Here is a 26,269-nt window from a genome sequence, read left to right on the forward strand (position 1 = left end):
TCTTGCCGAAGAAAGCTCCGTTGGCACCAGAGGCCTCCAACCGATTAGGTAAAAAATGCCCGATAGTATTCCGCTTGTCTCTTTCCAATAAATTCGAACGATTCGATTGCCACTGAATAGAAATTGACCGGGGAGCAGCTGTTTTCTCCGGAGGTAGGCTACCGGGAGTTTCGGATTCACGTATCTTCTGTCTGCCCGCTATCGAGTAAACGAAATGCTTTCACCTGCCGGCCTTTCAATTGCTTTTGCCAACGGTCGAGCAGGGGTTGTTCCAGGCTGGGTTCCCGGTATTCATCCGGGTTCATGATGGGAATTCCTTTTACGATCGGGTAGATGCGTTTGCATTGGCCGCAATGCAGCCAGCCTTCTTCAATTTTTCCATTCAGGTCTTCGGTAATTCGGGTCAGTTCCAGGTCCGACCGGTCGAAGGGACAACATAGTTTTTCAATTGTCGTTGGTTTCATTTTGTTGGTTCGTTTGTAGTAGATCAATAAATTCAGTCAGGGCCGCTTCCGGGTCGGGCTGCGCCAAGATTCCGGAAATCAGTGCCAGGCCCCGGTAGGGGATGCCTGCCAGGCGATGCAGGTTATCGGTTCGTATTCCCCCGGCCAGAAAAAAGGGCAATTGGCTTTCCGTTGATGCAACGGTAAGCGTTTCCGCGCTAACCAGCTCGCAGGCCCCTGCACTGGGAGAGGGGAACACCGAGCAGAAGGAAATGTAATCGAATCCGTTTTTCTCCGCCCAGCGCATGGAGGAGAGATCGTTGGTGCAGGTCAGTCCCAGAAGGGCATTTTCGGGTAGTTGGCTTGAGATTTCTGCGAAGTTTTCGGGAATTTCGTCAAAATGCACCCCGTCCAGGTTGGTCCTCGCTACCCATTCCCAGCCGTTGTTGATCAGTACCGGAAAGGGGTAAGGAGCCGCCAGCGAACACAGCTTTTCTATAAAGCGCCGTTTGTGTTGGTCATCGAAAAAATTGTCCCAGATTTGCAAGGCGACCAAGGGCTGCCGAAAGACCCGCTCCAATGTTTGAAACAGCTCTATTTCGGGTTTTGAGGAGGGATCTACTACCAGATAGATTCCTTTTTCGGCTGATAGATGAAGTGGTTTCATTTCTTTCCCTGTTTGTACGCGTTTAGGTAAGCGGCCCAGTACGGATCCGTTTGCTGGTAGCGCAGCGGCTCCTTGGTTTCTCCATCTTGCAGGTAGGCGCCTTCCCCGGCTGTGGTGAGTTTGCCCACCTGGGTGCAGGGGATCCCTGCGCTTTCCAGCCGGCGTTGAACCGCCGCTGCGCCCGACTCCTTGCAGGCGATGATCATGGAGCCGGCGCCGATGCTCCGCAAGGGGTCCAGCTCAAAAAGCCCGCATACCGCTGCCTGCACCGGTCCCACGGGAAGTTGCTCTTTTTCGAGCAATACCCCGCACCCGGCTGCTTTGGTTAACTCGTAGATGCCACCCAGCAAGCCGCCTTCGGTCACGTCGTGCATGGCCGTAACCGAAGTATTGCCGTTTTCCCCCACCGCCAGCAAGGCATCTTGCAGGGAAGAGGTGTCGTAAAAGGAAGCGCAGGCATGCCGATAGATTTCCTTTCCAAGATTGTTTTGCGTCGTTTCAGGGAAGCTCATTGCCAGAATCGCTGCGGAGGAAATGGCGGCGGATTTGCTGACCAGCAATACATCGCCAGCCTGAGCTTTGTTTGCGGTGAGCGCCCGGTCTTCCGGTAGAATGCTGATAAACGTTCCTCCCCCAGCGATGGTAGAATGCTGCCCTTCGACAAATCCCGTATGTCCTCCGGTAATGGCCAGCCCTATTTTCTGACAAAAGGAATGGATGTATTCCCAGTACCGATTAAAATCTTCCCTGGAAAAACCCTCCGGGAGGTTCAGCACAAACTGCCCGTATTGGGGGGCAAAGCCGGTGGTTGCCATGTCATTGGCCATCAGGTGCACCGACAGCCAGGCAGACTCCTCCAATCCCAGTCCAGGGATAAGGGAAAGGGGGTCACTGGTCAGTGCCAGCACCTGCTTTCCCGGCAGGGACACCAGCGACACGTCTCGTCCGAATCCCGGCTTTACCACTACTTCCGGACGATCTTGTCCGCAGCGATTGGCGATAAAATTCTCGAGGAAAGCTTCGTCTATTTTTCCAACTGATTTACTCATTTAGCGTTCATCCAATAGTTTGACATACAAGCCGAAAAAATCTCCGTATGGCAACCGCCATTGCTGCACGGGAAACCATTTCGGTAGGCCGGTGCAGGACCATTCGATTGTGTAGTCTCGTCCCTTGAGCGCTTCCTGAATGATTTGGATCAATCGATCGGGCGTGTAGAAGGTAGCTGTCACGTAAAAAGGATTTTTACCAAAGAGTTGTTGCACCCGTCTTCGCAGTACCTTGGGAGAATTGCGGTTCATCATGCCCATGGCGATGCCATACCGGGCCACCCGCGCGGCTTCCCGAATGACTCGAACGGGATCCTTGTAGTACTCAAAGGTGGTAATGAATGCCAGCGCATCAAAGGTGTGGTCTTTAAAGGGCATGTGGTGGGAATCGGCCATGACCAGATCGCCCTCAAAAAGATGAATCGCCTGAGATAACATCAGCGGAGAAATATCTCCACCAGAAGCTTCGATGCCAATTTCTTGCCACCATCGGGTAAAACGTGTGGTGCCACAGCCAAATTCCAATAGGGTTTGGATCCGGCTGTCCTTGGAGACCAGTTGCTCCATCACCTTTTTTTGCCAGACTTCCGCCCGTTTGTACCGGCCTTCGTACCAGAGCTCGTAGGTATCCGTATGTTTTCTGTTGAAGAACCATTCCGGCCGGTTCTGCCAGTTTTGTTGGTGTTGAGGTAGCAGGCCGGTGGTGCCTGAAGGGTTGATTTCCATGTCTTTCATTTGCCTGAAAATAAAAATTCCATTCGATTGGAAAGACCAAAGGAATGGAGCGACAACTAACAGATCGTGAATTGGTTGGCTTGCATCCCTACGTTGGCATTATCCAAATCAGGTTTCGGGTCTGATCTCAGCCTGGCCTCCGCCAAGCACCCCGTGCATTTATTTGGATCAAACATACGGAAATTTATTCGTGCATCCAATTGGTTGGGTTCTTTCCGGTAACGTTTTTCCCCGCTCCCGGACATTCGCAAACATTTTTTAGTATATTTAACAGTTACGAGTCCTAGGCAATACACTGAAACAAAACCCATTACCCCATGAGTGCTGTATCGAACTTTCTAACCTGGAAAAAAGGAAATACCCTGGTCTCCTGGGTGCTTTTTCGCCTGCTGATTCAGGTATTGTTTCATCGGGAGAACGTGCCCCGGCACATCGAATTATTGGACGATACCCTTACGAACCACTGCTCCCGGCAAAAGCGAAACCGATGGGTAAATACAATTAATTTCCTGGTTGGTCCCCGTTTTGTTCGTAGACTGATCGAAAATCGCCTGAACAAAGGCATGGCCAAGCACGAGCGGGTCTTCCTTTCACTGGACAAGGAACTGAAGCAGGAGGATGTTTTTTCCAAAGACAAAACTTTTCGGCAAAAGTGGGGGAATTGGTACGGCAACCATTTTTCCGAACCCCTGCAGTTTTTTGTTCCCGGCAACGGTGCCTACGAGGATTTTTCACCGGAGGCGGAGTCCTGCAGTACCTACGATTATGAGGGATTGGTAGAGGTAGTGGATTTGGTAAAGGAGGCAGAAAAGAACGGAAAGAAGATACGGGCGGTAGGATCCGGACATGCGCTGACCGAGGTGGCGCAATGCGAGGACTACCTGGTCTGCACCCAACACTTAAACCAGACCCAGCGACCGGCCCGTGATTGCATCAAGGCAGCCTATGTGGATGGATTTACGGTAGCGGTCAATTATTGCAACGAACCAGGGACCGAAATGCACTACCTCTTTGAAACCGGGGGAGGAACCAAAATCCGGCACCTGATTCAGGCGCTGACGCACCATGGGTATGCCCTGATCAATCAGGGAGGATCAAGTATTCAGTCGATTTCCGGGGCCATCGCCACCTCGACCCACGGGTCGGGTATAAACATCGGGCCCGTTTCTGCCTTTGTGCGTTCCATGACGCTGGTGGGCAAGGGCGGCAAGGTGTATCGGGTAGAACCTACCGATGGCATTACGGATCCGGATTGGTTTGAAAAGGACGAGATGGTGCAAAAACACGGGATTACCCTGATTCAGGATGACGAAAAGTTCAATGCCGTTATGGTAGGGATAGGGTCCGTGGGTATTGTTTTTTCCATGATCCTGGAAGCACAGCCGGAGTACCGCCTACAGGAAGAGCGCATCATGCGCAACTGGGAAGATGTAAAGGTGGAAATGCAACAGGGGGACCTCTATGCCTACATCAATTCGCACCGGCATTTTGAAGTACTGATCAATCCCTATCGAGATTTGGATGCGGCGACGGAGGCGGAGCAACAGCGTAAATGCCTGGTGACCACGCGTAATTACAGCCAGCAGCAACATGAAAAACACCATGCGGGTAGGGAGCGTAATTACATTTCTACTTTCATTTCCGGCATTGCCATTTCCGGTAAACTGTCGCCCTGGGTGTTTAACAAAAACCACCTTTCCATTCCCCGGATGACGAATAATTCCATCAAACGGCTGGTGGACCACAAAGGTGACGAAGGGGGAGGGTACGAGGACCTGGCCCGAAACGTATTGGACCAGGGCCTGGGTGAATTGAAATTCTACGGGTACGCCATTGAATTCGGATTTCCGATCGACCGGGTGTTTGAGGCTGTGGACCGGATCATTGCGGTTTGCGAGGAATCCCAACGGTACAACCAACTATTAGCGGCCCCTTTTTCCCTACGCTTTGTGAAGCAGTGTCCGGCGCATTTATCGATGATGCAGCAAGGGGATATGTGCATGATCGAATTGGTGAGTGTCAAGGGTGTGACCGGCAGCCTGCCCTTGTTTATGCGCCTGGAGCGGGAATTGCTGGCCATAGGCGCCGTGCCACATTGGGGCCTTTCCGTGGAACCCTGGTACAGGGAAATGGTAGAAAAGGCCTTCCCCCGGTTTTCGGATTGGGAAAAGGAGCAGGAGTTTTTTGGCGGAGATACCTTCCGCAATGCGTTTTTGGATCGAATCAAACAATCGTGAGCATAGTCTCGGATCCGAAAGTCTGACGATCGATCACAGGGCTTCTTCCGGTGCTGTGGTATTTCGAGCTCTCAGCGCCTGGATTCGTATCCAACCGGTGAGGTCTTTGGGAACTCGAAGGCTTTTTTTATTGGAATCATAATAAGGTTATGTGCCTACATATAAGTTCGACTTCGCTTGGGAAGGTTCTTTTTTTTCGTCCAGGCACTTGGTAAAAATACCAACCTTCAATCTACCAAATTCAAGCTGCTTCTATTTCCGTTTATGCCTTCTATGGTTCAAAAAAAGGGTTGGAACCATATAAGGACATATAAGTTGGTTTTTGACGGGGATGGTTCTTTTTTGATTGACGTTGGTATCTCGCGCCTTCAGCGCTTGGGATACTGCGATCCGTAGTGTTATCCAAGGCTACACCCTGTGGTGCGGTATTTTGCGCTTTCAGCGCCAGGAATGCAAGACCCTTACGTGGTTTAATAAAAATAATTGGAACCTTATACGGACATAAAAGTACATAGAAGGGGTACTAACAGAATGACATAAGCGACCAGACAGACGGCGCTCAACGATTTAAGAAGGAATAGAAGCACACTCGACATCTCTTATATGCCTTCTATGGTTCAAAAAAATGATTAACCGGTATAAATGGTTCGTTAACGATCAGGGTTCATCAATCGATCGGTTCTTGGTCGTCATACAGGTTTCCGAATTATAGGCAAGGGCGGATCTCTTCCTGCAATTGGCGTTTGGATTGACGCCTTTATTTCGCGCCTTCCGCGCTTGGATTGTAGGGTTGTGCGCTTTGATGGCTATAGGTTTATATTCGTTGCTACTCAACCGTTGGACATCCTATTATCGATTGGGTCTGGCTTCCAACGCATCGTACCAATTTTCAGCATTGAATGTGCGTCATCCCCCAGCGATGGTTGCAGCCCATTGTCGCCATAGCAATGATTGTATCGTTAAGTGCTGGAGGGGTGCGATAGTTTCCTGCACGGGAGAGGGATCAGTGCAGGTTCGGATTTACTGTGTTTTCCGAAAGGCTGCCAACTCTTTGTATACCCTTCTTCGCGCCCGGTTGATTCCGCCTACGGGCGTGTGATCCACCAGTCCGATCCAGGGCGAAAACTCCATTTCTTCACCCAGGGCGATGCGTTCGGGAAGGTCAAATTTCTGAATGGGGAGCGTTAGGGTGGCCAATGGAACCGTCGCCGCTTTCCATACTTTTGAGGTGTTTTCCAGGGGATGTTTGGACTCATTTTCGTGGAGTTGGGCGGAAAGCGTAAAGGAACGAGCGCTTTTTTCCATATCCTGAACCAATTGTTCTTTCAGAAAGGAGTCCGACTTGGGTTTGTCCAGGGTGTAGCCCAGCGAAGCATCCTGAGGATGGAGCACGAATTTAACGAACCGATCGGGCCCGAATCGAAATGCACCTCCCGAAAAATAGGTTTGGGATAGCAAGTTGTCGTGTTTGGCGGAATAGGTCAGCGTAAGGAAAATACTTCGCCAGTGCCAGGGGTTCAGGGCGAAGGTTAGTTGTGCCCAGAAACCAAACAAAACAGCCCGGATGGCTTTTTTATACAGGCGGATGTTCCAGGCAGAAAGGATGGGACTGGTCGTCAGTAAGAAGTTTTGGCTGGGAACGCCGATTGGATCCGCTTCCAGCATTTCTCCTTCCACATCCAGTACCTTGATGGCCAGCCCCCTGCCGGAAGCAGGTTTATCGGATTGCACCTTGGGCGGGGCATTGGACAGTCGAACCCAGACTTCGTAGCTTTTCGGTTCTTTAAACATACCCTGTCGTAATTCGGGCGGAATGTCCGGAAGCACCTGAAGCGTTCCTTTCAGCAATCCATGCATTTTGGGGTGGAAGTTTCTCAGCACGGTACCTTCGGGGTAGGTCGCTTTCAGAAACGTCTTCATCTCCTGAATCAGTTCCTGTATGTCTCTTTCTTCCGCTTCTGTAAACAAATCATCCATTGGCTAACAAGTAGTGCAGGGCCCGGATTCCAGGAAAGAAGAAATAGGCCCCGCCTTTAAGTCGTGTAAAATTAGGTAGGTCGGTAAGTACCTTTCGTACCGGATACTCCGGGATGCTAAAGGAATCGGTTTTTCTCCGCTCGTTTTGGTAATGGTTGCCGATAATGGGATCGGAATCGTTTTCCAGTCCACCGAATTTATGGAAGTTCACCCAGTTGTTTTGGACAAATTCAAATTGCCGTCGGATATCGGTGACCAGGCAAATAAAATGCAAGCCCCGCTCTTCCCCGTCCTCCGTGCGTTGCAGCAGGGTATGGGGATCCAGTTCCGGGCTTAGGGGAGGTCCATAGGGTCTTCCTTTTCGTAACATGCGGTGTTTGGCTGCCATCTCCCGGGAATCCTTTTGCGTTCGTTCTGTCACCAGGTGGTCCCGGGGATTGGTTCGCCGGATATGCGCACCGATGGGACACTTTAAACCTGCTTTGTCTTCCTCCCAGAAACCAAAATCGTTGGCATCGGAAAGGGAAGGGTCGGGTTTCACGGGACAGCGCGTCAGGGGCGAGCCGTCGGGCCACCTGCCGACCATTTTACTTGCCAATGCGATGGCTGCATCCGCATCTCCTGCTTTGGTTTTCATGTACTGCCAAAAATCGGAAACCCGTTGTTCCATTTGCCGGAACACCAGGTAGCATCCATTCTTGCCCAGGTCGCGTTGCTCCTGCTCATCCGGGTGGGGTGGGAGTTTGTTTTCGGGATCCAGTTCCTTGGGCACAGTGGGTGCGGGGGCAAACTCGTCGTACAGGTTTTTGTAGCCCATGATAAACTCCCCCGCAGGAAAGCTGGTCTCCGGGTCCAACTCGGGGCTATCCGCCAACTCGCGAATGATGGGGCGGGAAATGTCATCACGAAAGCCGAAATGCTCTTTTTTTCCATACAGCAAGCCGGTTGGCAACGCCTGTTTCAGCTGTACTGCATGGGTCTGAGCCAAGGACTTAAGCCAGGAGATCCTTTCTTCCAATTGCTGCTCGTCTTTTGCATACACTAAAAGGAGGAAATGTACCGGTTCATTTCCCCAGTTCCAATGGTGAGCGGCATGTTCACCGGTGTCCCCCAGGATTAACTGTCGGTGGATGTCGTTCATGCCCTCTTTAAATTCCCTGGAAAAGGAATCCAACACTACTTCGGGAAGCTGCAGAAACGCCAGTCCCGGATGCGTAAACGCTACCTGAAAGGCTACCGATTCCGGTTTTTCCGAAGCGGGAGTGATTTTTGGAAGGATGGTACGGAGAAATCCCAGGGTCATTTCCGGCTCGGTACCGGTGTAGAGGAGGTACCGGGCAGTAGGCAGGTTGCCGTAGCCCCGAACCAACAATCCCTGAATGTCTTCTTTTTCCAGTTTCTTCATCATCAAATACGTAATAGCCATTCCCGGATGGCGCTAGTGTCCATTTCTTTAAAAAGGCCTTCCCGAAAAGCCCGGTTTCGTTTCAGGTTTTCCACGCTCAAGTCCCGGTTGTAACTATACCAAAACTGGGTAATTTTCTGGTGGGCACGAACGCCCTTCATGTATTCGCTGCGGTGGTTGTATAGCTTGTGTACGAGCCAGCGGGTGGCAGGGAAGCCAAAGGCATGGCTGAAAATAACGGCCATGTTCATGGACCTTCGCTCACTGTCGACAAAATCATGGGCGTAGGCTTCGGATAAATTGTCAAAATTGGCGATAAAAACCAGGCGCTTTCCCCGGTCCATTTGCAGCCATCGGGCCGTATGGACGGTGGGGATGTAGGCAAAATAGGCCACCAGCCCCACCAGTTTTAGGGTTACCGCCAAAAATACCCGGCGGATCCATCCCTTCTTCAAGGGGGCAATCACGGTCATTTCATTGATTACCGGATTCGTCTCCAACGCAACGATCTCACGTACCTTCTCGTCCGGTAGGGGATCGGAAGGTTCGTGGGGATTATTTTCGTTCAGGCGCAGGAGTAAAAAAAGCAGGAGCAAGGTGAGTACAAATGCCGGGAAAATCCAGGCAAGCCACTGAAATACCGCGGCATCTGAAAAAAACAAGGCGATAAGCGAGCCGATGGAGGCAATCATCACGAGGGAAAAGACAACCAATGGAGCCAGCATCTGCAGTTTATTTCGAAAGGAAAACGGGATCCCCCGCGACGCCCAATGGAGCTTCGGGTGGTTTTTAACGTACCGCTCTATCTTTTCCTTCACCTCGGAGGGGTTGGAGTCGGAATTGATATCCGGAGCAGCCTGCAGGTAGTCCAATACGGCAGCTTTCAATGCTGCCTCTCTGTCTGCTTCCCGGGTGGTAATGAATTTGAACCCGGAGTAAAACGTATTGGGAATGCTTTTTCTCTGTAAAAACCGAATCAATTCCTGTTCGTCGGTTTCACCCGTAGGAAATTCCGGACTTTGGCTAAAAACCTGTCGTAGCTGAGGTCCCAGAAACGCCACCAGCTCTCTGAGATGGGCCGCTTTGCTTCCCACATAGCTACTCAGTAACAGAATCCGTGCGGGAAGACGTTCTTTTCCAGCATATTGCTGTTCCGGAAGCGTCAGCCAACTGATAAAAAAAGTAGTGGAAAGGGACTTTCGGTAGGTTTCCTGATAGATCTTAAGGTCTTTACGGTACTCCGACAGCAGCCCGTTCACGTAGGGGATGTTTTTTTCATCCAATCTAACGGTAACGGTCAGGCCTTTGTGGACAGTAGACATAGAAAAAGCATCTATTTTTACACAATATATTCATTATGATTTATGAAATGAAACCATTTGTACTTATTTTCTATGTAAAACACCTGTTTTTTCAAAGAATATTTTTTGCCAGCCGACGATTACCGGTAAGCGGTTGTTTTTCCGGTGTAGAGAATGAGGCTCATCTGCTTGCTTTTTCGTCCATTGCTATCAAAAATCGAATAATTTGATTTATTTTATGAAATTCCCAGTAAACGTTAAACCGACCCAAAATGAAACACTTTACCTATTGTCTCTTTTTTCTGTACTTGGTTTCCTGCCAGTCTGCCAAGAAAGACCTGCCTCCCCCGAATATTCTATGGATTACGAGCGAGGACAACAGTCCCTTTGCTGGTTGTTACGGGGATACGTTTGCGACCACACCAAACATGGACGCGTTGGCCGCATCGGGATTTTTATACACCCATGCCTATGCGAATGCGCCGGTCTGTGCACCCACCCGAAATACCATTTTAACCGGCGTTTATGCCAATTCGGGTGGACACCAACACATGCGTAGCTATTACGATAAATCCGAGGTGGTGGGCTTTTATCCCCGAATGCTTCGGGAGGCGGGGTACTACTGCACCAATAATTCCAAAGAAGACTACAACATCAACCCGGAGCAAAATGCGGACATCTGGGACGAGTCCAGCCGTACGGCCCACTACCGCAACCGGCCGGAAGGAAAGCCCTTTTTTGCGGTTTTCAATTCGACCATTTCGCACGAAAGCTCCATTCACAAGTCCATCCCTTCGGACGAGCTGCGGCACAAGCCCGAGGACGTGACCTTGCCGCCTTACCATCCAGATACCCCCGAAATGCGGCACGATTGGGCCCAGTATTACGACAAAATCGAAGACATGGACCAGGTGATCGGCGAGTTGCTGCAGGAACTGGAGGAAAGTGGTGAAGCAGAAAATACCATTGTATTTTATTACGGAGACCATGGGGGGGTGTTGGCTCGAAGCAAACGCTACGTGTACGAATCCGGTACCCGCGTGCCCTTTATCGTACGTATACCTGAAAAGTACAAACACCTGTATCCTGCAGAAAAACCGGGTTCCGAGGTGGACCGGCTGATCAGTTTTGTGGATCTCGTGCCCACTTTGCTGAGCCTAACCGGCCAGGAAATACCGGAATATTTACAAGGAAACGCCTTTTTGGGAGAACAAAAAACGGATGATCCGGAATACGCCTTTATGTTTCGGGGCAGGATGGACGAGCGGTACGACATGAGCCGATCCGCCCGGGATAGCAAATACCGCTACATTCGAAATTACATGCCTTACCGGGTATACGGCCAGTTTTTGGAATACCTTTGGCGCGCTCCCTCCATTCGGTCCTGGGAAGCCGCCTACGAGGCCGGAGAATGCAATGAAGTACAATCCAGGTTCTGGAATACCAAACCGGCAGAAGAACTCTACGATACCGAAAACGATCCCTGGGAAGTGAATAATCTGGCAGCGGATCCGCAGTACGCCGAGGTGTTGGAGCGCATGCGGTCCGCTACCCGCGACTGGATGCTGGAAATCAACGATACGGGCTTTATTCCGGAGGCAGAACTGATTGACCGTACCGCCGAAACAACTGCGTACGACTACATGAGAACCTCCGGCATTGATCTGAATGAACTGGTTGACGGTGCCAATCTGGCCTCGAACCCAAGGAAAGGAGACATTCCTTTTTTGCAGGAGATGGTGGCCAGCGAAGAGCCTGCCATCCGGTATTGGGGGGCAACGGGGTTATTGATACTTGGGACCGAGGCGAAAGAAGCCGAAGAGGCGTTGTGGACCGCCCTGGCAGATGCGTCTCCGAATGTAAAGGTGGTGGCCGCCGAAGCCATGTACCGGCTGGGAAATACCGAACAGGGACTACAGGCCCTTTACGAGGTGCTGGAAACCCCCAATTCATTTGCCCGTACCCATGCATTGAATGCCATTGACTGCATCGAAGACAGCGCTCCTTCCACCCAGCAGGCGGTGCTGGACATGATCGGTAGGGTGGGTGAGTTTAACCGGAGTCATTACGATCTTCGGGCAGCCAAAGGTCTCCTGACAAAATGGGGGGTGGATCCCCAGGACCATGGCTACGATATGGATTGGTAAGTCATGAAACGAAGGAAATTTATTTCCCGGCTGGGTGCCAGTTCCTCGCTGTTTCTGTTGGGATCCGCCGTCGAAAAAGAGCGAGGCCCTGTGGTACCTCCCTTTTCCTACCCTCAGCCCTTCGGTTTTTCCGAGGTGCTAAACCAGCAGGGGCAGTTCCAATTGCGGCTGGAGATTCGCTCGGTGGAACAGGTAGCCCCGCTATTGGTGCTTCTGGAGGTAAAAAAGCCCGGAGCCCAATTGAACCGGGTTAACGCCTATCCATTTGCAAACAAGCCAGCAACCAGTGGGGCAGACAAGCGCAGCTTTCGCTTTTCCGTAGGGAAAGCGTTTCCATTTATTTTTGCCGCCTGGATCGATCGCCCGGAACCCGGTACGAAGGTTCACCTGCTGCTGAATGGCAAAAGCTGTGAATTTACCCTGGAAACCCTGGTTCAGGAGCAGCAGCTGTCCTTTACGGAGGATCAGGGGCTGCAACTTCGCTGCAATTACCTCTTGGATAAGGAAATCGGCGTCTTGGATCCGGCTACCCTGGGCAGGGTGCCGGATCGGCAAAAGTTTTCCTTTGTGGTCATGGCAGATCCGCAAGGGGGAGATCCAGCGACCCCCAGGGCGCATCCCACCCGAATGAAAATCCACAATGCCTTTATTTGGGACAGCGTGAACCGCGTCAATGAGTTGACTCCTAAACCCGCCTTTTCCTTGGTCTTGGGCGATATCGTGGACAATCAGGGGGAGGTGTCTCATTTTGAGGCCATGCATGCCTACCTTAAAGACATCCAAACACCCGTTCTTTACGCCATAGGGAATCACGAAACCCGCTACCAGGCAACCTTTACACCCGGCTATAGGATGGACGAGTTTGATGCCTATTTTGGTGCACAAAAAGCCATGAATGGAATGGAATGGCTGCTCTATAGTTTTGACCTGGGCGATTGGCATTTTATTGTGTGGCCGGATCCGCTGCGCAGTGATTTTTTTGAGACCCATCCCCATTATTTTGACTGGCTGGAGCGGGATCTGGAACGAAACAAGGAGAGGCCTACCCTGTTTTTTCAACACGTACCCGCCCACCCGATAGGCATCGATCCACTGATCAATTATGCCGAGTCGGTGGCGGTAAAGCAGTTGCTACTCGATACCCTGGCCCGACAGGGCAATGTCCGGTACATCTTTAGCGGTCATGTACACATTCCCATCCGGGCCTCTTTCAAAACGGCTACCGAGTATAAGGGGATGCGAATGATCAATTTACCCGCTGCCGGCTACCGTCCCCGGGGGTTTGGAGAAGAAGAAATGCACGGAGGACCTTCCCAGGGTATTTTGGTGGTAGCTATCGATGGGAAGAAGTGCGGAGTTTCTTTTAAAACCGTCACGGAGGAAGTATATGCCTACCCGGAAAACCTGCCGGCATTTGATGCGCAAAACTATCCGCTATGGCTCAACTACAAATGGCAGCTGGAGGCGTCTTCAGCTATTAAAAACGGAGATTTTTCCCAGGGCCTGGAATCCTGGAATACCCGGTATGTGTACCGGGAAGACGACAACCCATCCAACCGCATGGAAGTCCGGGATTTTCGGGGATACCGGGCGCTTTACCTGTTCTCTTCCAAACGAAAATACCACATTCCCGGACAAGACCGGCTTCCCCAGACCATCAACCACCTGTGTCAGGCCCTGCATGTAGGCGAGACTCCATTTTTGATTCAGTTCGATTATTGCCTCGAAAAGGAAACCGCCAGGCAAAGGGATGGTTGGGCAGGTGGGTTTGTTTGGCTGGAGGGCTTTCAGGGTAGCGTCAAACTGCTTAACCTGGCCTATTGGTTGGGGACGGGCTACAGCCAGCTATCGGACCGTTTTTCCGATAGTGCGGACGTTCCACTCCTGCATTACCAGCTGCCGACTCCCGATGAGCAATGGCGAAGTACCCAACTCAATTGGTTACAGGATTACCAAGCGGTGGGCCTGGACCTATCGGGTCTGGATCGTTTGGTAATCAACCTGGGCACCTGGCACATCAACGATGGAAACAGCCCCGGATTTGGGTTCTATGTTACCAACCTGAAGCGCCTATCGGGTTCCGGTCCTTCGGTAGTGGAAGGAATCGGGGTTCAGCCCATGCCTGACGAGGCCTTGTGGCGGATGAATAAATACGAACCCTTTGTACACATAGCCGGGGAGCACCGGTACATTCGATCTACCCAACAAACCGATCCATGAAAATCAGTTCGCTTCTTTTATCCCTGTTCGTTAGTATCGGGTTTGCATGCAGCCAGCAACCCGAAGTTGCGGTCCATTCGCTAACCACCAACCACATGGACCGCCCCCTGGGCCTGGAAGAAAACCCGATCTTTGGCTGGCAAATCCAGGCAGCAAACGGTTTCAGTCAGGAAGCCTACCGACTTTTGCTTGGTACCCATCCAGATAGCCTGGGATCCGGGAAGTCAAGTAGGTGGGATTCCGGGAAAGTGTTCTCCAGTCAATCTCAGGGCCTGGCCTATCCGGGAGCATTGCCCGGAGAAGGAGAGCGGCTGTATTGGCAGGTGCAGGTTTGGGATCAGGCCGGCCGGACGGCTGTTAGCAAGCCTTCCTGGTTTGAAATGGGCTTGTTGCGGGAAGAGAATTGGAAAGCCAGTTGGATTTCACACCTGGGGGAGGATACCGATGTTCCCCCCCTAACCGCGGCTCCTTATTTTCGAAAGACCTTTGACCTACCCGGGCCCATTCAATCCGCCAGGCTGTACATCGCCGGTGTGGGTTACCACGAAGCGGTCATCAATGGGCAGAAAGTGGGAGACCATGAACTGGATCCGGCCATGACACGGTACGACAAACGGGTCAAGTACCTGGTTCACGATGTAAGCTCCTTGCTGCAACAGGGCGAGAATGTCCTTGGAGTTGTTTTGGGTAATGGCTGGTACAACCAACACACGCGTGAAGCCTGGGACTTCGACCAGGCACCCTGGAGGGATTCCCCGGCGCTCCGGTTGCAAGTAAGGGTGACGGATACGGACGGAGTGGACCATTGGATCGTTTCAGACAAAGAGTGGAAATTCAGTCTGGAAGGACCAATTATTTTTGACGGGGTACACAATGGGGAAACCTATGACGCCCGCAAGGAAATGCCGGGTTGGGCTGCTCCTGGATTTGCCGACGACTACTGGCAGCCTGCCATTGAAATTTCCGGCCCGGAAGGCAAACCATCCGCCCAGGTAATGCCGCCCATCCGGGTGACCGGCAGCCGGGCGCCGGAAAGCACTTGGGTGGTCAATGACAGCACCGTCATGATGGATTTTGGTCAGAATCTTACCGGCTGGGCCACTATCCGGGTAGCAGGGCCAGCGGGTTCACGTGTTAAGTTGCGGTATGGCGAACGCATCTATCCAGATAGCACGCTGGATGTGGAGGAACTCAGCCGTTTTATTTGGACTGGGGATACCCAAACCGACCGGTATTACCTGAAAGGTCGGGGAGAGGAATCCTGGCATCCGATCTTTACCTACCAGGGATTTCAGTATGTGGAAGTGACACGCAGTGATCCTGAGGTGGAACTATTGGAAATACAGGCCGATGTGGTCCATACCGATCTGGCCGATAACGGCTATTTTCGAAGCTCCAACGAACTATTCAATCGGCTTCAGGAAAACCTGCGCTGGTCGTTTCTGGGCAATTACCATGGCTATCCCACGGATTGTCCCCACCGCGAAAAAATGGGCTGGACCGGAGATGCCCTGTTGGTGGCCCAGACGGGAATGTACAATTTCGACCTGACCGCAGCCTATCGGAAATGGCTGGACGACTTTGTGGACGAACAACGGGACAGCGGTGACCTGCCGGGAATCATCCCTACCAGTGGCTGGGGTTATACCTACAAACAAAGTGCAGATCCGGAACGCGGCTACGGCCCCCAGTGGGAAGGCGCCTTTCTCGAAGTTCCCTGGCAACTGTACCGGTTTACGGGAGATACCTCCCTTGTCCGCAAGTATTATCCGGCCCTGAAGCGCTACGTGGATTACCTTGAAGCACATGCCGATGGGTACCTCCTGAATTTCGGCATTGACGACCACAAGCAGCTGGAAAACAAGACCCAGGGGCCTTTCCTGGCATCCGCCTTTTTCTATTATTTCAGCGATAGGCTCTCCCGAATGGCAGCAATTGTAGGAGAGACCCAGGACCAGCAAACCTATGCCAATCTTGCCGACAGGATCCGGGAGGCGTTCAATGACCGGTATTTTGATCCGCAGGGTGGTACCTACGATCACGGCGGGCAGGCCGCTCAGGCCGTGCCCTTGTTTGTGGGCCTGGTGGAAGACGATCAGAAAACGGAGGTTCTGGCAAAGCTGTTGGAAGCCATTCAGGAAAAGGGAGGGCATATCGATGCCGGGGTAGTGGGTACCAAGGCCCTGCTACAGGTGTTGATGCGGTACGGGCAGCAGGAGGTCCTCTATGCCTTGGCCAATAAGCGAACCTTTCCCGGTTGGGGATACTGGGTAGACGAATTGGGAGCCACCACGCTTTTTCAGAATTGGGACGGATCCCAATCCAGAAATCACATCATGTTTGGGTCCATTGGGGATTTCTTTTTTCAGGGGCTTGGAGGCATTCAGCCGGTGGAGGAAGCAGCAGGATTCAAGCAGATACTATTAAAGCCATCTTTTCCCGATGACCTGGACTGGGTAGAGGCCGGTCATCGTTCGCCCTATGGCTGGATCCGATCCCATTGGAAGCGAGAAGGGGAGCGCATCCGTTGGGAAGTAGAGGTGCCGGGCAATTCATCGGCCGAAATCCGTTTGCCTGAGGGCCTGGGAGAGTATTTGCGGTTGAATGGAAAGCAGGTACCTGCTGCCGAATTGTTCCGGAATACCGATGCCGCCGGCCCCTATACGGGGATGGTTGTTGGTAACGGCATGCAAGTCCTAGAGTTTTGATCGGTACCTGCGACCGATCATGCTCGCTTTGGAAGTTGATTTGGGAGGGATGGCTTTCCTGAAGCAGCAAAAAATTGCGAGAAGGGGACGGATTGCCGAGTCAGCGTAAGAAAGGCGATCTTTTTTCGGGCGAACGAACGGTAGGATAGCCATTTATTCCTTTGCACGAATTAAGATTTGTACGGCTACCGGGTGTTACCGGCAAGATTCGCTAATTGGAAATTATCATCAAAGGAATCATCGAAAGAAGGTGAGGGAGTTTCTAATTTTAGGAGTTCAATTAAATTTTTGTCGGTAGGAGTGGGGATTTCGGATGCTACTATGAACGGATGAGGTTACATTTTTTTAATCCTGGAGCCGATAATGGTGAATTTGAGATCGTTCAAAAAAATTAACTAGCTGAATATAAGAATATTACTAATATACAATGAAGTTTTTTAAATAGTATGGGTTACATTTCCAAAAGAATTTGCTTTTCAAAGTGAATACCAATTCTTATTTGTCTGATGGGTAGAATCACGAAATAGACAGTTTAAATAAAGCTCCCTCGTGACCAAATGGCCAAGGAAAAAGAAGCAAAAGCCCAAAATGCCTGTGAATAAACCTTTACCCTCTGATTTTAAACCGGATAAGTCCCCACCTGGCGAAGAACCCGTTGCATTCTCCGCGGATGCATCGGCCTGGAAAGCCTTTCGGCAGGGCAATGAGTCCGCCTTTATCTATATTTATGAGCGATATTTCCGGGTGTTGTATGCCTATGGCTTTAGGATCGTCGCGGATTCTTCGGTGGTCAAGGATGCTCTTCAGGACATGTTTATCGACCTACGGGAGCGGAGGCGGTATCTTGGAGATACGGAAGATATAAAGTTTTACCTATTTAAATGCCTCAAAAGACGTCTGATCAGGGATTTTTCTGCCTGGCAGGGAAAAAAGGAAGGTTTGGAGGCGATTCCGGAAGGGATCCATTTTTCTCTTTCCCATGAAACTCAATTGATAGATCAGCAACTTACCAAGGAAAAGATAGTCAAGCTGAACGCAGCCATTGCCCGATTAAGTCCACGCAAAAGAGAAATAATCTACTACAGCTTTTATGAGGGGCTTACGTATGCACAAATTCAGGAGATTATGGGGTTGGAAAATCAACAAACTACGAGAAATCTAATGTATAAAGCCATCCGATATTTACGGAAAATGATTTAATCAGATCAAGATACTCGCTTTCGGAAAAATGAATATAAATGCATCATCAATATTATCAGCTTGCCTGTGAAAGAAATGAAAAAAATAGAAGATTTTTTGATCCATCCGGAGTTTATCCGATGGGTAAAGCAGCCGGATAAGGAACTGGAGGCCTATTGGGATCAATGGCGAAAGGCTAATCCCAAACAACTCCCCCACATGCTACTTGCCAGGGAGATTTTGCTGCGTGCAGCGTTTGATCACGAAGAACCACCAGCGGATACAAAAGAGGAGGTGCTGCAGGAAATTTTGAAGGAAAGGAGGAAAGGAAGGCGCGGGGGGCTAAAACTAGCAGAAATAGAAGGTTCAAACCGGACAGGCTTTTTTTGGTATGGCTTGGGGCAAATGACCCGTGTTGCGGCGATTCTGACAGTGAGTTTGGTTTTTGGATGGATTTTAGTACCAGTTTTTCAGGTAAACCGAGAGCTCCAACTGGTCCAGGTTGAAGAAATAAACGTTCAGAAAAACACGGAAAGAGGAGAGAAAATGCAGTTAACCTTAGGCGATGGCACCAAGGTATGGCTTAACTCCTCCAGCGAAGTGTATTTTCCTGAGAAATTTGCAGGGGAACGGCGCCTGGTCAAGCTTAAGGGGGAGGCGTATTTCGATGTGGTGCATGACAGCTTACGGCCCTTTATCGTCCAGACCGATGATTTGATGACTACAGTTTTGGGTACCAGCTTTAATGTCAATACCAAGGAGTCCGGGAGAACCAAAATTTCTCTTGTAAGCGGAAAAGTCAACGTATCATCCAGAAGTGGCCAAGTTTCTTTGGCACCAGGCGAAATGCTGAACTATGACAATATCAGCGCCTCCTTTTATGTCAGCGGATTTGATGTTTCGCAGGTGTTGGGTTGGAAAGATGGGGTACTTCGTTTTCATAGGGCTTCTCTCCGGGACGTGAAGGAAGGGCTTGAGGACTGGTATGGGGTAGAAATCAATCTAAAAAATGCACGGGGCATACATTGGCAGTTCTCGGGGGAATATCCGCAGCAGATGCTGGAAGAGGTGCTTGAGAGTATGTCCTATATCAAGGATTTTGACTACCAAATAAATGACAAGACAGTAACGCTAACTTTCTAAGATCATGAACAATAGAGACACATCATAGAAAAAGCCGGAGAGGAGAAATCTCCCAGCCGGCTTTTGAGGAAACCTGTGCATGGCAATCATTGGGGAATGGCACCATGGCAGGTTTGGTTTACCGAAATCGATAATTCAATAAACGTATGTAAATATGAAAAATAAATTACAAAAGACAATCATTATGTTGTCCAAATGCTTTCTATACGGGTTAGTTTTGCAGACCCTGATGCTAAATTTGGTGTTTGCCCTGAATGCGAATGGGCAATATAAAAATATAGAGGAGGTCAGGGTCACATTATCGGCAGAACAGTTAAGTCTGAATCAGTTTTTTAGGGAGGTGCAGCGGCAGACCCCCTTTAAGTTTTCCTATGAGTACCGGGATGTGGATAGACAGCAATCTGTAACCTTTGCTAAAAAGGAAGGCCCTGTTATTGATTTTTTAAGGGAGGCCGCACAGCAAAGCCAACTGTCTTTTCGGCAGGTAAATCATGGGATTGATGTGGTGAAAAAGAAGGAAAGTGATGTGGGGGTGACAGTGATCGATCCAATTACCATAAGTGGAAAGGTGTTTGATGAAAAAAGAGAACCTTTGCCGGGCACTACTATAACAGTATTGGGTAGTAGCAGTGGTACAGTAACTGACATTGATGGTAATTATTCAATTACTATTCCAGAGGGTTCCACTTTAGTATTTTCCTATATAGGGTATGCGTCCAAAACCGTTATGGTAGGCGCACAAAGTACGGTTAATGTCATGTTGATCGAAGATCAGACCTCGTTGGATGAATATGTTGTTATTGGATATGGGACTCAACTTAGAAAGAACCTTTCCAGCTCTACTTCTAAAGTGGATGTTGAAAATGTTAATTTCTTGGGTGTCAATTCTTTTGAAGCGGCACTACAAGGAATGGCAGCTGGGGTTCAGGTCACACAAAGTAGCGCATTGGCGGGTTCAGCTGTAAATATTAGGATTCGTGGTAGTTCTTCGGTAGTAGCAAGTAGTGAGCCATTGTATGTTATAGATGGAATACCGGTAGAAGCTGGAGCGATAGGTGGTTCAAACCCGGGGCAGGCCGCAAATAACTGGAATCTTCAAACAGCCGCAAATACTAACGTATTGGCAAGTTTAAATCCAAACGATATCGAATCAATTGAAATACTCAAAGATGCAGCTTCTGCTGCTATTTATGGCTCAAGGGGCTCAAATGGTGTGGTTTTAATTACAACAAAAAAAGGGACTGTCGGAAAACCCAAGATCAATGTTTCTTCAACTTTCGCTATTTCTGAACCAACACGTAAAATCCCACTTTTAAACAGTCAGCAATATATAGAATTGGCACAGGAGGCTTGGGTAAATTCAGGGAATAATCTAGTGGACTTTTGGTCTCGAAGTGGGGTGTTACAGAATGGTTTAACGGAAGCTGAGGCAAAGGAAACCAATACAAATTGGGTCGATGAAACATTAAGGACAGGTTATCTCCTGGATCACAATTTTTCAATGTCCGGTGGCACAGAAAAAACCATCTATTTCATCAGTGCTAATTTAAAAAATCAAAAATCTATTCTCCAAGGAAATGATTATAGGAGTTATGGATTTCGTTTAAACCTTGAACACACGGCAAATAATATTTTCTCATTTGGGGCAAATATGTCTATGGGTCACGTTAATAACAACCAGGTTCCAACAAGTTGGGCAGGTGGTGTCGGTCATGTTAACGAGTTGTTACCCATTTGGCCAGTTTATAATAGCGATGGCTCCTATTTCCGGCCACGAAATAATCCTGTAGCCCAAATCAACCTTCGGGATATGAATTTCAAAAGTAACCAATTTTATGGAACTTGGTATGTAAGGGCTAGAATCGCAGAAGGTCTTATGTTTCGATCAGAGTATGGTCTTAATTTCCTGAATAATGACGATTATCATTTTAGAGACGGAATTACTCTATGGACTGGAAGATCTTCGGCCGCAACACTTATTGGAAACAATGTTTCCTGGAACTGGAATAATAGCCTGAATTATCAGAAGCAATTTAAAGGTCATAATTTAGATATTTTATTAGCTACCGAAGCTCAGAAATCCATTCGGACAGAAAATACAGCATTAGGAGAAGGTTTCTTCAATTCTGCAACTATTTATCCACAGGATGCTGCTATTAAAATACTCGGCTATTCGCAAAGTGGATACTCCTTCAATTCCTATGTAAGCCGGATAAATTATGACTTTAAAGGTAAGTATCTTTTTTCTACGAGCTTGAGGACTGATGGTTCGTCCCGCTTTGCGGTAAATAGCCGATGGGGTTATTTCCCCGCCGCATCTATTGGATATATTATTAGTGAGGAGGAGTATTTCAGGTCTTTAGGGAACACCTTAAATTTTTTAAAATTAAGGGCTAGTTACGGCGTTGTTGGAAATGCCGGGATTGGAAACAATACATTTACCACCAATTATAATACAGCCACTTATAATGGTAATGTTGGAATTTTTATGAGTAATCTGGGAGATAATAGACTGGGATGGGAAAAGACCGCGCAATTGGATATTGGGCTTACTTGGGGGGCTTTAAATGATAGAATCACAGGAGAGATTGATTACTATTACAAACGTACCGACGATCTACTATTAGGTTATCCTGTTTCAGCTTTAACTGGAGTGGATAATATCACGACAAATGTAGGTATACTTACTAATAGGGGTGTTGATATCTCACTAAATTCGGTCAACGTCAGAAAGGCGAATTTTGCATGGGAAACAAAATTCAACATAAATTTCAACGAAAATAATATTGTAGAGGTTTTGCCAGGCCGAGCAGAAGGTGTGACACTTAATACTTGGTTAGGATCCACTACACTCCAACCAGGTTTACCAGTGGGTATTTCACAAATGGTCGTATGGAAAGGTGTTGATTCGGCAACAGGTCAGGATACATATCTTGAACAAGAGACAGGTAATATTTTAACCACAGGTGAAATAAATACCAATTATGGAAATTTCAATAATTTTTGGAATGAAAACTTCATTTTCACAGGTAATCCTTGGCCTAGGAACACAGGAGGGCTTTGGAATGGATTTAGCCGGAAAAACTGGGATTTAAGCTTTCTGTTTACTTGGGCAGTGGGGCAGGAATATGTTTTTGGTGATGTTAAGAGATACTTGGATCCATTTGGGGGTTACAAAGTTAATCCACCAACCCATTTGTTGGACAGATGGCAAAATCCAGGCGATATAACCAATGTTTCTCAGGTAACTACTCAAAATATACAATGGGGTAATACTACAGAGCATTTATTTCGAACTGATTTTTTGCGCTTAAAAGACGTTAATATTGGCTACACTTTTAGCGGGAGTCAGAATTCTATTTTGAATGGGTTAAGGATGTCCATGAGATTTTCAAATCTTTTAACCTTTACCAAGGCACCTGATTTCTTTTGGGATCCCGAATTTACCGGTGTAAATTTTAACAATAGTTCTGCTTTGGGTGCAGATAAAGGCGCGCCCCAGGCGAAAACTTATATGTTGAGTGTGTCCTGGGACTTTTAACTAAATCTTATCTTTAAATTAAGTTTTATGAAAAATATAATATTAAGTTTACTAATTCTAACATTTATTTCGTGCAGTGATGACTTCCTTGATATTCCACCGGCAACCGGTCTCACTGACGATAAATTGGTAGATCTTACTGCAATGAGAGCCTTAATCAATGGTGCCTATAGTCTTACAAGAGGAAACCAAGGAGTACCTTTTTGCGGAGAATCCTCTTTGTATGGAACGACAATGGTTCGTGATGTGGTGGTAAGGAATAATAACAATTATCCTCAATTTTTCGATCATCTTCTAGCAAATGATTTAGGTTATTTTGTAAGGGGATATCGAATATTAAACACGCTAAATACCATAGCAGTTAAGGATTTGTCCATCATGGAGGGAACCGACGACCAAAAGAAAGCTATTTTAGGCGACATGCATTTCTTGAGGGCACTGATTTATTTTGATTTGAACAATTATTTCGAGCTTTCTTCTACAGGGTATTCCGTTCCCCTATTGCTCAAACCACTTGGTGTGGATGAAACGATTAGCAGCAGTAAGACTGGAGAGGTAAGAAACGCTATAGAAGAAGATATTGAGCAGGCGAGGTTCAATTTTCAGAATAATCTCAGTGGGGTTGCAAATTACCAAGCTGCCACTGCCTTGGCTGCCAGAATTTACTTTTTTCATAAAAAATATGACAAAGCTTATGAAATGGCGGACGAGGTAATCAAAACGGGTGATTTTATCATTGAATCAGATGTAAAGGCACCATTCAATCCACTCGGGACTTCTCGTGAAAATATTTTTTCATTCAAATTTAATCCAGGTGACAATGCCAACCCACGGCCCACGACAAGTTTACGAAATGCCTACCAGCCAAATGAGACAACAGGCAGTCTCAGTCTAAATCCGAATGGTGTTTTGTCCAGATTAATGAATGCTGATCTCCAGGATAACCGTTGGAGTTTTTACACTGTCCAACCTAATATTACTTATATAGACGGTAAATATTCCAGTGATCAAATGGACATGATTTATATAAGATTGGCTGAAATGTATTTGATCCGTGCAGAGTCCAATATAATGAATAACAATAGTGTTAGCCAACAGGATGTTGATGATATAAATATATTAAGGTTTAGGGCTAATCCTTCAACAATCCTTACTTTTATTCCTGAAAAAAATGCAGCTCTCGATACCTTATATAACGATAGGACGAAGGAGTTAGCTATTGAGCTTGGAGATCATTACCTAAACACTAGACGACTTCAAAAAGGAATAATTAAGACTGATCAAGAAGGGGTCGGAATAAAACCATATAGTGAGTATGCTGATTTACTAGCTTTCCCTTTTCCGTTGAATGAGATTCAGATTCATGGATTAAACCGAAAGCCGTAATCTTAAATATATACTTATTCCCCTTTTTTATGTTGGAAGCAAGAAAGGAATTAATCTGAATATTTATGATTTTTTCCTTCTTGCTTCTTAATTTAAATTAGTCAAGAATGAATAGGTATATTAATTGAAAAATGGTATATATACTACATATTATTTGGTTTAAATTATAGGATTAATAATATTTTAAGTAAAATATTATTAAATAATTTATGCTTCAATATATCATATTTTTCTGTATTTATATTTTATTATCGCTAATTAAATTTCCTTTCTATTTCTTTATGAAAACAATCAAAGCTTTATTAGCCTTCTTGGTTCCGTTTTATGCTTTCTCTCAAAACATTGACCGTGCCGAACCACCATTCTGGTGGATTTCGATGGAAAGTACGGAACTTCAGTTGATGTTATATGGTGAAAATATTGGTTTCTTAAAACCGGAAATTGATTATGAAGGAGTAGCAATAAAAAGAACTGTAGCCGTAGAAAATAGCAACTACTTGTTTGTTTATATGGATATCTCTAAAGATACAAAACCCGGTAATTTTGACTTAATACTTAAAAATGAAGAAGGGAAAGTTCGTTGTCTTTATAACTACGAATTGCTTAAGCGTGAGGATGGTTCCAGTCAACGGAAAGGATATGACAATTCAGATGTCATGTACCTGATTACCCCCGATCGATTTGCCAATGGGAATCCAGATAATGATGCTGTGGAAGGAATGCTTGAATTGCCTGATCGTGAAAACAAAGGAGGAAGACACGGCGGAGATATAGAAGGAATCATAAATAGTTTGGAATATCTGCATGAGATGGGGTTCACTTCAATCTGGCTTAATCCGGTCCTTGAAAATAACCAGGAACAGTATTCATACCATGGTTATTCTACCACCGATTATTACAAAGTAGACCCACGGTTCGGAAGCAATGCGGAGTATAAAAAACTCTCTGAAACTGCCAATCAAAAAGGCATAAAAATTATCATGGATATGATAATGAATCATTGTGGTTCAGGTCATTGGTGGATGAACGATTTGCCCTCAACTGATTGGCTAAATAATACAAATAATTATTTTATGACCACCCATCGCAGAACTACTCTACGGGATCCGTATGCTTCGTATTATGATTTAGAACAGTTTACAGATGGATGGTTTGTACCTACTATGCCTGATTTGAATCAAAGAAATCCGCTGGTTATCGATTACCTAATTCAAAATACAATCTGGTGGATTGAATATCTTAATCTGGCTGGAATACGGATGGACACCTATTCCTATTCCGATAAAGATTTCATGAGCGACTGGACATGCTCCATTATGAGAGAATACCCTAATTTTAATATCAGTGGTGAAGAATGGAGCTTGAATCCTGCTGTATTAGCTTATTGGCAAAGGGGAAAGGTTAATTCCGATGGATATACTTCCTGTCTTCCCGGACTATTAGATTTTCCTATGCAGAATGCGTTGGTTGAAGCATTGACTAATAATGAAAAATGGGATGCAGGTATGATTGATTTGTACGAAATGCTTTCTAATGACTTTCTGTATGCCGATCCTTTTGTGCATGTCATTTTTCCGGACAACCATGATATGAGCCGTATTTATTCACAACTTAACGAAGACTATCGTCTATTTAAACTGGCCATGGTATATTTTGCCACAATGAGGGGTACACCACAGTTTTATTACGGAACCGAGATTTTGATGTCGAATACTGGAGATGACAGCCATGGGAATATTCGCAGCGATTTCCCGGGAGGGTGGAAAGGTGATGAGGTTAATGCTTTTTCAGGAGAAGGCCTATCCAGCGAGCAAAAGGAAGCCCAGGATTTTGTAAAAAAACTACTTAACTGGCGAAAAACAGCACCAGCCATTCATACGGGGAAACTGATGCATTTTGTTCCAAACGATGGAGTATATGTTTATTTCAGGTATAATGCCGACCAGAAGATTATGGTGGTAATAAATAAAACAGATAAAGATAAGCATATAGACTTGTCACAATTTTCAGAGATGGCTGTCTCTGGAACTGTTGCAAGAGATATTATAACTGAAGATAAGTATTTTTTAAATGATGTTTTAAATATAAAAGCCAGACAGCCCTTAATATTTGTTTTCCAGTAAATAGGGTT

16 protein-coding genes and 1 riboswitch are annotated in these 26,269 nt (G+C 47.4%); of the genes, 9 read left to right on the forward strand and 7 right to left on the reverse strand.

What is annotated here, in order from left to right; all coding sequences use genetic code 11:
- Window positions 1–176 precede the first annotated feature (176 nt).
- From GCU44_RS11585 to GCU44_RS11600, 4 genes are read right to left on the reverse strand one after another with little or no spacing between them, the layout of a single operon-like run.
- Window positions 177–464, reverse strand: coding sequence for a Trm112 family protein (locus GCU44_RS11585; protein WP_154856539.1), 288 nt, complete (start codon window positions 462–464; stop codon window positions 177–179).
- Entirely contained in the window at window positions 445–1,110 is a 666-nt protein-coding gene (locus tag GCU44_RS11590; protein WP_154856540.1) for a thiamine phosphate synthase, read from the reverse strand. The genes GCU44_RS11585 and GCU44_RS11590 overlap by 20 nt, the downstream gene beginning before the upstream one ends.
- A complete protein-coding gene (locus GCU44_RS11595) occupies window positions 1,107–2,159 on the reverse strand; it encodes an AIR synthase-related protein (protein WP_154856541.1) in 1,053 nt (350 codons plus the stop codon). Before GCU44_RS11595 ends, GCU44_RS11590 begins: the two co-directional genes overlap by 4 nt.
- Entirely contained in the window at window positions 2,160–2,885 is a 726-nt protein-coding gene (locus tag GCU44_RS11600; RefSeq protein WP_394366491.1) for a class I SAM-dependent methyltransferase, read from the reverse strand.
- 77 nt (window positions 2,886–2,962) lie between these two features.
- Window positions 2,963–3,058: riboswitch (TPP riboswitch) on the reverse strand.
- Window positions 3,059–3,211: 153 nt separating this feature from the next.
- Between GCU44_RS11600 and GCU44_RS11605 the strand changes: the two genes are divergently transcribed.
- The gene (locus GCU44_RS11605; RefSeq protein ID WP_154856543.1) at window positions 3,212–5,131 is read left to right on the forward strand and encodes a D-arabinono-1,4-lactone oxidase; all 1,920 of its coding nucleotides are present in this window, start codon (window positions 3,212–3,214) and stop codon (window positions 5,129–5,131) included.
- Between the two features lie 1,020 nt (window positions 5,132–6,151).
- On the opposite strand, the gene GCU44_RS11610 is transcribed toward GCU44_RS11605, so the two are convergent.
- The 3 genes from GCU44_RS11610 to GCU44_RS11620 are packed head-to-tail and all read right to left on the reverse strand — an operon-like array spanning window position 6,152 to window position 9,835.
- On the reverse strand, window positions 6,152–7,108 hold the full coding sequence (locus GCU44_RS11610) for a catalase family protein (protein ID WP_154856544.1): 957 nt from the start codon (window positions 7,106–7,108) through the stop codon (window positions 6,152–6,154).
- Window positions 7,101–8,516, reverse strand: a complete 1,416-nt coding sequence (locus tag GCU44_RS11615; RefSeq protein ID WP_241684919.1) for a Dyp-type peroxidase — start codon at window positions 8,514–8,516, stop codon at window positions 7,101–7,103. The genes GCU44_RS11610 and GCU44_RS11615 overlap by 8 nt, the downstream gene beginning before the upstream one ends.
- Window positions 8,516–9,835, reverse strand: coding sequence for a peroxidase (locus tag GCU44_RS11620; protein ID WP_154856545.1), 1,320 nt, complete (start codon window positions 9,833–9,835; stop codon window positions 8,516–8,518). Before GCU44_RS11620 ends, GCU44_RS11615 begins: the two co-directional genes overlap by 1 nt.
- A 251-nt stretch (window positions 9,836–10,086) precedes the next feature.
- On the opposite strand from GCU44_RS11620, the gene GCU44_RS11625 reads away from it, so the two are divergent.
- From GCU44_RS11625 to GCU44_RS11660, 8 genes are all read left to right on the forward strand, one after another.
- The gene (locus tag GCU44_RS11625; protein ID WP_154856546.1) at window positions 10,087–11,961 is read left to right on the forward strand and encodes a sulfatase-like hydrolase/transferase; all 1,875 of its coding nucleotides are present in this window, start codon (window positions 10,087–10,089) and stop codon (window positions 11,959–11,961) included.
- A gap of 3 nt (window positions 11,962–11,964) precedes the next feature.
- Window positions 11,965–14,181 carry a metallophosphoesterase family protein gene (locus GCU44_RS11630; RefSeq protein WP_154856547.1) on the forward strand — a complete coding sequence of 739 codons (2,217 nt, stop codon included), beginning with the start codon at window positions 11,965–11,967 and terminating at the stop codon, window positions 14,179–14,181.
- Window positions 14,178–16,889 carry a glycoside hydrolase family 78 protein gene (locus GCU44_RS11635; protein WP_154856548.1) on the forward strand — a complete coding sequence of 904 codons (2,712 nt, stop codon included), beginning with the start codon at window positions 14,178–14,180 and terminating at the stop codon, window positions 16,887–16,889. The genes GCU44_RS11630 and GCU44_RS11635 overlap by 4 nt, the downstream gene beginning before the upstream one ends.
- Before the next feature lie 588 nt (window positions 16,890–17,477).
- Complete coding sequence (locus GCU44_RS11640; protein ID WP_154856549.1) at window positions 17,478–18,089, forward strand: RNA polymerase sigma factor; 612 nt, start codon at window positions 17,478–17,480, stop codon at window positions 18,087–18,089.
- 75 nt (window positions 18,090–18,164) lie between these two features.
- Window positions 18,165–19,211, forward strand: a complete 1,047-nt coding sequence (locus GCU44_RS11645; RefSeq protein ID WP_241684920.1) for a FecR family protein — start codon at window positions 18,165–18,167, stop codon at window positions 19,209–19,211.
- A 154-nt stretch (window positions 19,212–19,365) separates the two neighbouring features.
- The gene (locus tag GCU44_RS11650) at window positions 19,366–22,752 is read left to right on the forward strand and encodes a SusC/RagA family TonB-linked outer membrane protein (RefSeq protein WP_154856551.1); all 3,387 of its coding nucleotides are present in this window, start codon (window positions 19,366–19,368) and stop codon (window positions 22,750–22,752) included.
- A gap of 27 nt (window positions 22,753–22,779) precedes the next feature.
- Window positions 22,780–24,138: a RagB/SusD family nutrient uptake outer membrane protein gene (locus tag GCU44_RS11655; protein WP_154856552.1), complete on the forward strand. Its 1,359-nt coding sequence runs from the start codon at window positions 22,780–22,782 to the stop codon at window positions 24,136–24,138.
- A gap of 281 nt (window positions 24,139–24,419) precedes the next feature.
- Window positions 24,420–26,261, forward strand: coding sequence for a glycoside hydrolase family 13 protein (locus tag GCU44_RS11660; protein ID WP_154856553.1), 1,842 nt, complete (start codon window positions 24,420–24,422; stop codon window positions 26,259–26,261).
- Window positions 26,262–26,269: the final 8 nt, after the last annotated feature.

Origin of the sequence: Cyclobacterium xiamenense (genome assembly GCF_009467825.1) — a bacterium.
In the GTDB taxonomy this organism is placed as follows: Bacteria; Bacteroidota; Bacteroidia; order Cytophagales; family Cyclobacteriaceae; genus Cyclobacterium; species Cyclobacterium xiamenense.

What these genes read in the sequence shown, in the direction of transcription:
- GCU44_RS11640 (WP_154856549.1), top strand. Translation starts at nt 17,478, where the DNA reads ATGCCTGTGAATAAACCTTTACCCTCTGATTTTAAACCGGATAAGTCC.
- GCU44_RS11595 (WP_154856541.1), bottom strand. Translation starts at nt 2,159, where the DNA reads ATGAGTAAATCAGTTGGAAAAATAGACGAAGCTTTCCTCGAGAATTTT.
- GCU44_RS11610 (WP_154856544.1), bottom strand. Translation starts at nt 7,108, where the DNA reads ATGGATGATTTGTTTACAGAAGCGGAAGAAAGAGACATACAGGAACTG.
- GCU44_RS11585 (WP_154856539.1), bottom strand. Translation starts at nt 464, where the DNA reads ATGAAACCAACGACAATTGAAAAACTATGTTGTCCCTTCGACCGGTCG.
- GCU44_RS11635 (WP_154856548.1), top strand. Translation starts at nt 14,178, where the DNA reads ATGAAAATCAGTTCGCTTCTTTTATCCCTGTTCGTTAGTATCGGGTTT.
- GCU44_RS11600 (WP_394366491.1), bottom strand. Translation starts at nt 2,885, where the DNA reads ATGGAAATCAACCCTTCAGGCACCACCGGCCTGCTACCTCAACACCAA.
- GCU44_RS11645 (WP_241684920.1), top strand. Translation starts at nt 18,165, where the DNA reads ATGAAAAAAATAGAAGATTTTTTGATCCATCCGGAGTTTATCCGATGG.
- GCU44_RS11615 (WP_241684919.1), bottom strand. Translation starts at nt 8,516, where the DNA reads ATGATGAAGAAACTGGAAAAAGAAGACATTCAGGGATTGTTGGTTCGG.
- GCU44_RS11625 (WP_154856546.1), top strand. Translation starts at nt 10,087, where the DNA reads ATGAAACACTTTACCTATTGTCTCTTTTTTCTGTACTTGGTTTCCTGC.
- GCU44_RS11650 (WP_154856551.1), top strand. Translation starts at nt 19,366, where the DNA reads ATGAAAAATAAATTACAAAAGACAATCATTATGTTGTCCAAATGCTTT.
- GCU44_RS11605 (WP_154856543.1), top strand. Translation starts at nt 3,212, where the DNA reads ATGAGTGCTGTATCGAACTTTCTAACCTGGAAAAAAGGAAATACCCTG.
- GCU44_RS11655 (WP_154856552.1), top strand. Translation starts at nt 22,780, where the DNA reads ATGAAAAATATAATATTAAGTTTACTAATTCTAACATTTATTTCGTGC.
- GCU44_RS11590 (WP_154856540.1), bottom strand. Translation starts at nt 1,110, where the DNA reads ATGAAACCACTTCATCTATCAGCCGAAAAAGGAATCTATCTGGTAGTA.
- GCU44_RS11630 (WP_154856547.1), top strand. Translation starts at nt 11,965, where the DNA reads ATGAAACGAAGGAAATTTATTTCCCGGCTGGGTGCCAGTTCCTCGCTG.
- GCU44_RS11660 (WP_154856553.1), top strand. Translation starts at nt 24,420, where the DNA reads ATGAAAACAATCAAAGCTTTATTAGCCTTCTTGGTTCCGTTTTATGCT.
- GCU44_RS11620 (WP_154856545.1), bottom strand. Translation starts at nt 9,835, where the DNA reads ATGTCTACTGTCCACAAAGGCCTGACCGTTACCGTTAGATTGGATGAA.